General features: G+C 70.6%; 13 protein-coding genes. 11 read left to right on the forward strand and 2 right to left on the reverse strand.

Translation table 11 applies throughout. The annotated features are described in order from the left end of the window. Nucleotides 1–272, reverse strand: a 272-nt coding sequence (locus JWR81_RS19985; protein WP_297654929.1) for a hypothetical protein, incomplete at its 3' end; no start/stop codon positions are given. A gap of 442 nt (nucleotides 273–714) precedes the next feature. Here JWR81_RS19985 and JWR81_RS19990 point away from each other — a divergent pair. From JWR81_RS19990 to hypB, 11 genes are all read left to right on the forward strand, one after another. Then, nucleotides 715–1944 carry a hypothetical protein gene (locus tag JWR81_RS19990; RefSeq protein WP_297654932.1) on the forward strand — a complete coding sequence of 410 codons (1230 nt, stop codon included), beginning with the start codon at nucleotides 715–717 and terminating at the stop codon, nucleotides 1942–1944. 184 nt (nucleotides 1945–2128) lie between these two features. Further along, the gene (locus JWR81_RS19995) at nucleotides 2129–3190 is read left to right on the forward strand and encodes a hydrogenase expression protein HypE (RefSeq protein ID WP_297654935.1); all 1062 of its coding nucleotides are present in this window, start codon (nucleotides 2129–2131) and stop codon (nucleotides 3188–3190) included. Between the two features lie 4 nt (nucleotides 3191–3194). Next, nucleotides 3195–5003: a nickel-dependent hydrogenase large subunit gene (locus JWR81_RS20000; protein ID WP_297654938.1), complete on the forward strand. Its 1809-nt coding sequence runs from the start codon at nucleotides 3195–3197 to the stop codon at nucleotides 5001–5003. Between the two features lies 1 nt (nucleotide 5004). After that, complete coding sequence (locus JWR81_RS20005; protein WP_297654941.1) at nucleotides 5005–5538, forward strand: NifU family protein; 534 nt, start codon at nucleotides 5005–5007, stop codon at nucleotides 5536–5538. Further along, nucleotides 5535–6167, forward strand: a complete 633-nt coding sequence (locus JWR81_RS20010) for a DUF5947 family protein (RefSeq protein WP_297654944.1) — start codon at nucleotides 5535–5537, stop codon at nucleotides 6165–6167. Before JWR81_RS20005 ends, JWR81_RS20010 begins: the two co-directional genes overlap by 4 nt. 1 nt (nucleotide 6168) lies before the next feature. Further along, the gene (locus tag JWR81_RS20015; protein ID WP_297654947.1) at nucleotides 6169–6795 is read left to right on the forward strand and encodes a DUF6084 family protein; all 627 of its coding nucleotides are present in this window, start codon (nucleotides 6169–6171) and stop codon (nucleotides 6793–6795) included. Further along, nucleotides 6792–8135: a hypothetical protein gene (locus JWR81_RS20020; RefSeq protein WP_297654950.1), complete on the forward strand. Its 1344-nt coding sequence runs from the start codon at nucleotides 6792–6794 to the stop codon at nucleotides 8133–8135. Before JWR81_RS20015 ends, JWR81_RS20020 begins: the two co-directional genes overlap by 4 nt. Beyond that, the gene (locus JWR81_RS20025; RefSeq protein WP_297654953.1) at nucleotides 8132–8635 is read left to right on the forward strand and encodes a hydrogenase maturation protease; all 504 of its coding nucleotides are present in this window, start codon (nucleotides 8132–8134) and stop codon (nucleotides 8633–8635) included. Before JWR81_RS20020 ends, JWR81_RS20025 begins: the two co-directional genes overlap by 4 nt. A gap of 119 nt (nucleotides 8636–8754) precedes the next feature. Then, nucleotides 8755–9015 carry a HypC/HybG/HupF family hydrogenase formation chaperone gene (locus JWR81_RS20030; protein WP_297654956.1) on the forward strand — a complete coding sequence of 87 codons (261 nt, stop codon included), beginning with the start codon at nucleotides 8755–8757 and terminating at the stop codon, nucleotides 9013–9015. Further along, nucleotides 9008–9337, forward strand: a complete 330-nt coding sequence (locus JWR81_RS20035) for a hydrogenase maturation nickel metallochaperone HypA (RefSeq protein ID WP_297654959.1) — start codon at nucleotides 9008–9010, stop codon at nucleotides 9335–9337. Before JWR81_RS20030 ends, JWR81_RS20035 begins: the two co-directional genes overlap by 8 nt. A 1-nt stretch (nucleotide 9338) precedes the next feature. Next, nucleotides 9339–10118, forward strand: coding sequence for a hydrogenase nickel incorporation protein HypB (hypB, locus tag JWR81_RS20040; protein ID WP_297654963.1), 780 nt, complete (start codon nucleotides 9339–9341; stop codon nucleotides 10116–10118). Nucleotides 10119–10127: 9 nt separating this feature from the next. Here hypB and JWR81_RS20045 read toward each other — a convergent pair whose 3' ends face one another. Beyond that, complete coding sequence (locus JWR81_RS20045) at nucleotides 10128–10559, reverse strand: PadR family transcriptional regulator (RefSeq protein WP_297654967.1); 432 nt, start codon at nucleotides 10557–10559, stop codon at nucleotides 10128–10130. Nucleotides 10560–10616 lie beyond the last annotated feature (57 nt).

Below are 10616 nucleotides of genomic sequence, written 5' to 3' on the forward strand. Positions count from 1 at the left end.
CGGTCCTCCCACCGGCTGCCACCCTTTCCGGCCGGCACGGGCACGAGCCTGCGGGCCAGCAGCTCCGCGTCCGTCGCCCGTCCGCAGACGGGGCACAGGGGCCGTCCGTCCGGCGTGTAGGGCGACATCGTGGGGGTTCCGTTGACCGAGTAGAACTCCCACGTCCCACCGTCCGGATCGAGGTAGCGCACCACGTCGTAGTCGACGACCTGCTCCCAGTGCTCATCCGGACAGAACAGGCGCACACGCTCGATGGCGATCTCGTCGATCATGGGGCGGCCGTGACGTCGTTCGACATGCCCCTCACGGTGTCGGCAGCGCCGCGCTCGGCGCCTCGGCCTGGACGGCGCAAGCAGGGGCGTACCGGTCGGCCTGAGGGAGCAGGCGGCGCGTCCCCACATGGTTCTGGTGGGCCAGTCCAGGGCTGACCACCCTCTCGGTAGCCCGACATGGCCGCACGCGACCCTCGGGTGCGTGCGGCCATTCCGCCCCGGATGGCGACCGCCGGTCATGGCACGGCAAGAAGTGCCGACCGGCCCCAGGTTTTGCCGGCAGTTCACCTCCGGCAGACCGAGAGCGAACCCGTCGTCTCCTAGCGTCCGATTCGCCTGGTCCAGCTCCCCACCGCCCGGACACTCCCCTGGGTCTACCCCGCCTCACCGGCACGGCTGGGCCGCGTCCTGCCACCGAGACGAACGGACCGAGAACAGCTCGATGACCTCACACCACGCCCTCGCCCCGAGCCGCCAGATCCTCAACAAGGTCCCGGAGGTCACCCTCTGGTTCTGGATCGTCAAGGTCCTCTGCACGACCGTCGGCGAATCGGCCGCCGACTACCTCAACGTCAGCCTGAACCTCGGCCTGACCGGCGTCTCCGTCGTCACCGGGGTCCTGCTCGTCGTCGCGCTCGTCCTCCAGTTCCGGACCGACCGGTACCGGCCCGGCACCTACTGGCTGACGGTGGCGCTGGTGAGCGTCTTCGGCACGCTGGTGACCGACAACCTCACTGACAACATCGGTGTGCCGCTCGAGGCGAGCACCCTCCTCTTCGCTGTGCTGCTCACCCTCACCTTCCTCGCCTGGTACCGCTCCGAGAAGACGCTCTCGATCCATTCCATCGTCACCCGGCGACGGGAGGCCTTCTACTGGCTCGCCATCCTCGTCACCTTCGCGCTCGGAACGGCGACCGGCGACCTCATGGCCGAGGTGCTCGGGCTCGGTTACCTGGTCACCGGCACCATCGTCGCCGCCCTGATCGCGGTCATGGCCGTCGGATGGCGCCTCGGGCTCAACCCCGTTCTCGCCTTCTGGTTCATCTACGTCCTGACCCGCCCGCTCGGAGCGTCGATCGGCGACTACCTCTCACAGCCCTCCGGCCTGGGCGGGCTCGGGCTGGGCGCGACGGTGACGAGCCTGATCTTCGTGGTCGGCATCGTGGGCATCGTGGCCTACCTCGCGGTGACGAAGGCCGACGTCATCACCGCTGCTGGCCTCGACACCGACGACGCCACGGAACGCGGGGGCCTGTGGCAGACGATCGTCGTCGTGGCGCTCGTCGTCGTGGCGGGAGGAACGGGATACGCCCTGCGCACGTCCGCGCTCCAGGCCGACACCACGACCACCGCCGACGCGACTCCGACACCCGGAGGCGGCAGCCCCACGGCCCGCCTCTCACCGCTCGGGGACCTCTCGGTTTTCCGCGGTACCACCCAGAACATGCTCGACCTGCTCGACGCGGGCGACCAGTCGGGAGCGACGGCCCGGGCCGACGACCTCGAGGTGGAGTGGGACGACGCCGAGGCACGCCTGAAGCCTCGGGACGAGGCGGCGTGGACCGACATCGACGGCAGGATCGACACCGTGCTGCGCGAGGTCCGGGCAGCGTCGCCGAACGCCGCCACCGAGAAGCCGGCACTCCTCAGCCTGCTCACGGCACTCGGCTGACCGGTCCAGACCTCGTTGCTCCCCCCGGCCGCGGGGCCTTCCTAGGTGTGCCGCGCATCTAGGGACGGAGTGTCAGCAGATGCGGGCGGCCCTTACTCCGCCGGTGGTGGCCTACTAGAAACAGTGATCCGCAATCATCGCCGGCACCGGCCATGCCCTGGAGCAGGCCACGAGGGGCGGCATCATGTCAGCGCCGAAGCAGGGCTCGACGGAGACGGACGACCCCGTCGTCCACATCCTCTGGATCAACGCGGGCCTGGGCTGTGACGGGGACTCCGTCGCCCTCACCGCGGCCACCCAGCCCAGCATCGAGGAGATCGCCCTCGGGGCGCTCCCGGGGCTGCCGAAGGTGGCCGTGCACTGGCCGTTGATCGATTTCGACAACGGGCCGGTGGGCGGCAACAACGACTTCATCGAGTGGTTCTTCAAGGCCGATCGCGGTGAGCTCGAGCCGTTCGTCCTGGTCGTCGAGGGGTCGATCCCGAACGAGAAGATCAAGCCGGAGGGCTACTGGTCCGGGTTCGGCAACAACCCCGAGACGGGCCAGCCGATGACCACCAGTGAGTGGCTCGACCGGCTCGCCCCCAAGGCGCTGGTCGTGCTGGCCGTGGGCACCTGCGCCACCTACGGCGGGATCCACGCCATGGCCGGTAACCCGACCGGCGCGATGGGCGTGCCCGACTACCTGGGCTGGAGCTGGAAGTCGAAGGCCGGCATCCCGATCGTCTGCGTCCCGGGCTGCCCGACCCACCCGGACAACCTGTCCGAGACCATCCTCTACCTGCTCTACCAGGCGGCGGGCAGCGCGCCGATGATCCCGCTCGACGACGCACTGCGGCCCACCTGGCTTTTCGGCCAGACGGTGCACGAGGGCTGCGACCGCGGCGGCTACTACGAGCAGGGTGAGTTCGCCAAGGAGTACGGCTCGCCGCAGTGCCTGGTGAAGCTGGGCTGCTGGGGGCCCGTCGTCAAGTGCAACGTGCCCAAGCGGGGGTGGATCAACGGTGTGGGCGGCTGCCCGAACGTCGGCGGCATCTGCATCGGCTGCACCATGCCGGGCTTCCCCGACAAGTTCATGCCCTTCATGGACGCGCCCCCGGGAAGCCTGGTCTCCGGCGCGGCCAGCGGAGCCTACGGCGGTGTGATCCGGCGGTTGCGCAAGATCACCGAGCGCAAGCTCGACAAGGAACCCATGTGGCGCAAGAACAGTCGCGAGCTGACGACCGGCTACCAGAAGGCCTGGTGACACCATGACCACCACGCAGGCGAAACCCTCCGACATCGACGCCGACAAGGCCGGCCTCGTGGAGATGGCCTGGGACCCGATCACCCGGATCGTCGGCAGCCTCGGCATCTACACGAAGATCGACTTCTCGCAGAAGCGCGTGGCCGAGTGCCACTCCACGTCGTCGATCTTCCGCGGCTACTCGATCTTCATGAAGGGCAAGGACCCCCGCGACGCCCACTTCATCACCAGCCGCATCTGCGGGATCTGCGGCGACAACCACGCCACCTGCTCGGTCTACAACCAGAACATGGCCTACGGCGTGAAGCCGCCGCACCTCGGCGAGTGGATCATCAATCTCGGCGAGGCCGCGGAGTACATGTTCGACCACAACATCTTCCAGGAGAACCTCGTCGGGGTGGACTACTGCGAGAAGATGATCGCGGAGACCAACCCCGGCGTCCTGGAGCTGGCGAACCGCACCGAGGCCCCGCACGGCGCCGACCACGGCTACAAGACCATTGGCGACATCATGCGCGCCCTCAACCCGTTCACCGGCGACTTCTACCGCGAGGCGCTGCAGGTCAGCCGCTACACACGCGAGATGTTCTGCCTGATGGAGGGCCGCCACGTGCACCCCTCCACGCTCTACCCGGGCGGCGTCGGCACGGTGGCCACGATCCAGTTGTTCACCGACTACTACACCCGCCTGATGCGCTACGTGGAGTTCATGAAGCGCTGCCTGCCGATGCACGACGACCTCTGGGACTTCATGTACGAGGCGCTGCCCGGCTACGAGGAGGTCGGCCGCCGGCGTGTGCTGCTCGGCTGCTGGGGAGCGTTCAACGACCCGGAGTACTGCGACTTCCAGTACCGGACCATGAGCAACTGGGGCCGGAAGATGTTCGTCACGCCCGGCGTGGTCGTCGACGGCAAGCTCGTGACCACGGACCTGGTGGACATCAACCTGGGCATCCGGATCCTGCTCGGCCACTCGTTCTACCGTGACTGGGAGGACCAGGAGGTCTTCGCGACGCACGACCCGCTGGGCAATCCCGTCGACAAGCGCCACCCGTGGAACCAGCACACGATCCCGGCCCCGCAGAAGCGCGACTTCGACGACAAGTACAGCTGGACGATGTCGCCACGCTGGTTCGACGGCAAGGACCACCTCGCGCTCGACACCGGCGGCGGACCGCTGGCCCGGCTGTGGGCCACGGCGCTCGCCGGGCTCGTGAACTTCGACGAGATCCAGGCCACCGGACACAGCGTCAAGATCAACCTGCCGCGCACGATCCTGCGGCCCGAGGCCAGCTTCGAGTGGCACTGCCCCACGGACAAGGCGGGCAGGCCGCTGTCCAACGCGATCGAGCGCAACCGGGCGCGGACCTACTTCCAGGCCTACGCGGCCGCCTGCGCGCTGCACTTCGTCGAGAAGGCGCTCGCCGAGGTCCGTGGCGGCCACACGAAGACCTGGGAGAAGTTCGTCGTCCCGGACGAGGCGATCAGCGTCGGCTTCACCGAGGCGGTGCGCGGCGTCCTGTCGCACCACATGGTGATCCGCGGCGGCAAGATCGCGAACTACCACCCGTACCCACCGACGCCATGGAACGGCAGCGTCCGCGACTCCTTCGGCACCCCGGGGCCCTACGAGGACGCCGTGCAGAACACGCCGATCTTCGAGGAGAGCCGGTCGGAGAACTTCAAGGGCATCGACATCATGCGGGCGGTCCGGAGCTTCGACCCGTGCCTGCCCTGCGGCGTGCACATGTACTCCGGCGACGGGGTGTCCCTGGACAAGATGATCTCGCCATCGATGCTCAACACCATCTGATATGGCGTCCACCGACCTCGATGCGGAGGGGCTCGCGGGACGGATCGAGGAGCTTCTGGAGGCGATCACGACCGACGGCGGACCGGCCGTGGGGCACGCGGCCGAGGAGCTCGTGCGCGTGCTGATGCGGTTCTACGGCGCGGGCCTGGAACGGATGGTTGCCGTCGTCCGGGCCGGCGCCGGGGACACCATCGTGCACCGGATGGCGGCGGACCCGCTCGTGGCCGGGCTGCTGGCCCTGCACGACCTGCACCCGGTGCCGGTCGAGCAGCGACTGGAGCACGCCATGGACACCGCACGCCGCAGGCTCGGGTCCCACGGCTCCGGCGTGGCGCTGGACGGGATCGACGCCGAGGGGCAGGTCCACGTGCGCATCACGGGTGGCGGTTGCGGGACGGACACCGTCAAGGACGTCGTCGCCACCTCGATCAGCGAGCTGGCGCCTGAGGTGGTGGGCGTCGTCTTCGACGCCGTGCCACCGGGCCCTCCGCTGCTGCAGATCGGGGTGCGGCCACCGGAGAGGGTCACGTCGTGACGTCCCTCTCGCCCCTGCGCCGGTTCCTGGTCGACACAGCGGACCGGGAACCGGCGCAGGAGGTCTGCGAGCTGTGTGCCACCCCGGTGCCCTCGCAGCACCCGCACCTCGTGCAGGTCGCGGAACGCCGGATGCTGTGCGCCTGCGGGCCGTGCGGCTTCCTGTTCGACAACCCCGGGGCGGGTGGTGGTGGCTACCGGCGGGTGCCCGACCGGTACCTGGCCGACCCCGGGTTCCGGCTGACCGACGCGCAGTGGGACGCGCTGCAGATCCCGGTCGGCATGGCGTTCTTCCTGCACAACTCCGCGCAGGGCACGGTGATCGCCTGCTACCCGAGCCCGGCCGGGGCGACCGAGAGCGAGCTGGGCCTGGAAGCGTGGACCACGGGGATAGGCAGCGGCCGGCTCGCCGCCGAGCTGCAGCCCGACGTCGAGGCGCTGCTGGTGCGCCGGGAGAAGGACGGCCGGTCGGACTGCCTGCTGGTCCCGGTCGACGCCTGCTACCGGTTGGTCGGGCTGGTGCGATTGCACTGGCGCGGGTTCGACGGAGGAGCCGACGCCTGGCGGGAGATCGACGGCTTCTTCGACGCGCTCCACGAGAACGCGCGAGCGCTCGCCCCGGAGCGCTGACGTGCTGCGCTTCGCGTGCACCGGCGCGCGGCCCGAGCCGTTCGCGGCCGGCCCGTCACTGCTGCTGGACCTGCGGATCACCGACGACAGCGGCGCCCGGGTGCACTCGGTGGCGCTGCGCTGCCAGCTCCGGATCGAGCCCCGCGGCCGCACCTACACCCCCGACGAGCAGGCGAAGCTGGTGGCGCTGTTCGGCGAGCCGTCCCGCTGGGGCGAGACGCTCAACGCGTTGCAGCTCGCGACGATCGGCATCACCGTCACCGGGTTCACCGGTGAGACGACGGTGGAGCTGCCCGTGCCTCTGACCTACGACCTCGACATCGCCGCGACGAAGTACTTCCACGGTCTGGCCGAGGGTGAGGTCCCCCTGCTCCTGCTGTTCTCGGGCACCGTCTACTACGCGGGCCCCACCGGCGTGCAGCTCGGGCTGGTGTCGTGGAGCGAGGAGGCGAGCTTCCGGCTGCCCATCGCGACGTGGCGGGCGGCGATGGACGAGCACTACCCGGGCTCGGGATGGATCCGGCTCGACACCCGCACCATCGACGCCCTGGCGGCCTACCGGTCCGCACATGTGATCCCCACCTGGGACGACACCGTCGAGCGGCTGCTGAAGGAGGCGGAGCAGTGACCGGCCTCCAGCCCGATCCCGCTCTGGACGCGATGGCCGCCGTCGCCGACGCCGTGCTGTTCGAGGGCTATCTCCTCTACCCCTACCGCGCATCGGCGCAGAAGAACCGGCTGCGCTGGCAGTTCGGCGTCCTCACCCCCGCCGGTGACGGCACCGAGCCCACGCGCAACCGCACCGAGTGCCTCCTGGAACCGGGACCAGGGTCGCAGCTGCACCTGCGGCTGCGCTTCCTGCAGCTGCAGGCGCGCTCGCTGCGTACCCCGGACGGGGTGGAGGTGCCCGAGCTGGTGGTCGACGGGCAGCGCCACCTGCGTTTCGAGGAGGGCGTCGTCCGGCAGGTGGACCGGGTGCTGTCCGTCGAGGACCTCCTGACCGGCCGGTGCAGCCTGCCCGTCGCCTTCCCGGGGTTCCGGGAGACCGAGGAGCTCCGCGATGCCGACGGCGTGGCCGCCGGATTGCTCGTGCGGGAGTGCTGGCCGGTCACCGGGCGGATCGTGGTCACCCTCTCCGACCTCCCCGGGCCCTACCTCGTGCACCGGCTGCGGCTCGACATCGTCAACGACGGCCGGTGCTCCTCCGGCGCTCCGCGCGAGGAGGTGCTGCGCACGTCGTTGATCGCCGCCCACACCATGATCGCGGCCCGGCCGGGGACGTTCCTGTCGCTCACCGACCCCCCGCAGTGGGCCGCGCCCGCCGTCGCGGCGTGCATCAACGAGCACACGTGGCCCGTGCTGGCCGGGCCGGCGGAGCTCAGCGACCTCGTGCTGTCCTCGCCGATCATCCTGGCCGACCACCCGCAACTCGCGCCGGAGAGCACGATCAACCTGTTCGACGGCCTGGAGAACGACGAGATCCTCACCCTGCGCACGCTGGTGCTGACCGACGCGGAGAAAGCCGAGGCGCGGGCGACGGACCCCCGCGCCGCCGGCATCATCGACGCGGTCGACGCCCTGCCGCCGGAGATCCTGGAGCGGCTGCACGGCGCGATCCGCTCGCTGCGCCCCGCCGGGGCGGACAGCCCGTCGGAGGCGCCGCCCGAGCAGGTCCCCTGGTGGGACCCGGGCCAGGACGCGGCCGTCGACCCGGACACCGACTCGGTGCCGGTCGGGGGCGTGGACGTGGCCCGGGGCAGCGGTGTCGTGCTGCGACCAGGGCGGAGCAGCGACGCCCAGGACCGCTTCCTCGACGGCATGCGCGCCACCGTCCAGGCCGTGGTGCACGACGTCGACGGCGGCGTGCACGTCGCGGTGTCGGTGGACGGCGACCCCGCGGCGGAGATGCAGCTCGCGCACGGCCGCTTCCGCTACTTCCGGCCCGACGAGCTGGAGGCCGCTCCGTGAGGATCCTGGTAGCGGGCGTCGGCAACGTCTTCCTGTCCGACGACGGGTTCGGGGTGGAGGTCGTGCGCGCGCTGCACGGCGCCCTCCCCGAGGGTGTCGAGGTGGTCGACACCGGCATCCGGGGGATGCACCTGGCCTACCAGCTGCTCGACGGCTACGACGTGCTCGTGATCGTCGACGCCGTGCAGCGGGGCAGCGAGCCCGGCACCGTCCACACGCTCGAGCACGACCTCGACGCCCCCCGCGATGCCGCCCCTGTACCCGCACTGGACGCGCACGGCATGGATCCCGCCTCCGTGCTCTCCCTGCTCGACGGCCTGGCCGGGTCGATGGGCATCACACGTCCGGTCGGGCGGGTCCTCGTCGTCGGCTGCGAGCCCGCCGTCGTCACCGACGGCATCGGTCTGAGCCCGCCGGTCGCCGCCGCCGTCGCACCCGCGGCACGGGCCGTGACCGCGCTCGTCACCGCTCTCATGACCGAAGAAGGAGCCCTCACGTGATCCGCAAGGTTCTGCTGCTGGCCGCCGCGGCCGCCGCGGCCGGCGCGGCGGTGCTGGTCGTGCAGTCGCGCGACGAGATCGCCCGCTACCGCGCCCTGAGCAGGATGTGAGGAGGCGCCATGTGCCTGGGCATCCCCGGGGAGGTGGTCGCGTTCATCGACGGCTGCGACGACCTGGCCATGGTGCGCGTCGAGGGGGCCGAGCGGCCGGTGAACATCGGCATGCTGCGCGAGCCGGGGACGCGCGGGGTGTCGGTCGGCGACTGGGTGCTCATCCACGTCGGCTTCGCGATGGAGCTGATCGACAGGTCCGAGGCGACGGCGTCACTGGACTTCGTCACCGGCAACGCCGACTGGGACCCCTCGCCCGCCGATGCATGAGCTGTCGATCACCCAGAGCATCGTCACGACCGTCACCGAGCGGATGCACGAGCGGCCGGTCCGCCGCATCCGGCTCGAGGTCGGGCGGCTCTCGGGGCTGGTGCCGGACTCGGTGCGGTTCTGCTTCGAGCTGGTCGCCGCCGGCACGACGTGCGAGGGCGCCGTGCTGGAGATCGACGAACCGCCCGGCCGTGCCGAGTGCCGCAGCTGCGGCAGCGCCTTCGAGACCGACGAGGTGCTGCCGCTGTGCGCGTGCGGCAGCGCCGACGTCGACGTCCGGGGCGGGTCGGAGCTGAGGATCCGAGAGGTGGAGGTGGTCTGAGATGTGCGCGACCTGCGGATGCTCCGACGGCACCGGCGCGCGCGTGACCGACCCGCGTGCGTCGGTCCCGCCACACGACCACGACCACGACCACGGGCACGGGCACGGGCACAGGCATCAGCCGGACGCCCGGACGGTCGCGCTGGAGATCGACATCCTGGCCCGCAACGACGGGCTCGCCGACCGCAACCGGCGCACGCTGGCCGAGCTCGGCGTGCTGGCGCTCAACCTCATGAGCTCCCCCGGCTCGGGCAAGACGACCCTCCTGGAGCGCACGATCCGCGACCTCGGGACCGAGCTGCCCTGCGCGGTCCTCGAGGGCGACCAGGAGACCCTGCTCGACGCCGAACGGATCGACGCCACCGGGGCCCGGGTCGTGCAGATCAACACGGGGGCGGGCTGTCACCTCGATGCCGACATGGTCGCCGACGGCATCCGCGCCCTCGCGCCCGAGCGCGGTTCGCTGCTGTTCGTGGAGAACGTCGGCAACCTGGTGTGCCCGGCGCTGTTCGACCTCGGCGAGTCCGGCCGTGTCGTGATCATGTCCGTGACCGAGGGCGCCGACAAGCCGTTGAAGTATCCGCACATGTTCCGCACCGCGGACCTCATGCTGGTGAACAAGGTCGACCTGCTCCCCTACGTCGACTTCGACGTGGCCGCGTGCGTCGCGAACGCCCGTCGCGCCCGGCCCGGGATCGAGGTGCTGGAGGTGTCGGCCACCCGCGGCGACGGCCTCGGCGACTGGTACGGATGGTTGCGGGCACGGCACGCCCAGGACTGACGGGCCTGCTCACCGCCCCGAAGGGCGACCCGACCGTGGTCTCGAGCCTGCGCGCGCGCCGCCGGCGGCGACCGCGTCGTCCTGAGGCACGGCGCTGCTCACGGACCCCGGAACCGCCATCCTCTCGTAGCGCGCCATGAACAGGTGCAGCACCTCGTGGAGAGCCATCAGGTCGTGGGCCTGCGCATCGAGACTCCGCAGGCCTTCGGGCGTCACATGGTAGGTGCGGCAGGGCGGACCGACCTCGGACATGCGCCACTCCGAGCGGACGAGCCCCTGCCGCTCGAGGCCGCGCAGAGCGCGGTACACGCCGGTGGAGTCGCCGTCGCCGTCATGCATCGGACGCAGCCGGGCCGCCAGCTCGTAGCCGTGGTCGGCGCGCTCCTTGAGCAGCAGCAGCAGACAGGGTCGCAGGAAGTTGCGCGGTTCGAGATCGACCATCTCAGGCCCCCGGTCTGCGGAAACGGGTACGCCATCCCGATGTTGGCATCATGTGAC

The organism is Pseudonocardia sp., from assembly GCF_025965585.1.
In the GTDB taxonomy this organism is placed as follows: Bacteria; Actinomycetota; Actinomycetes; order Mycobacteriales; family Pseudonocardiaceae; genus Pseudonocardia.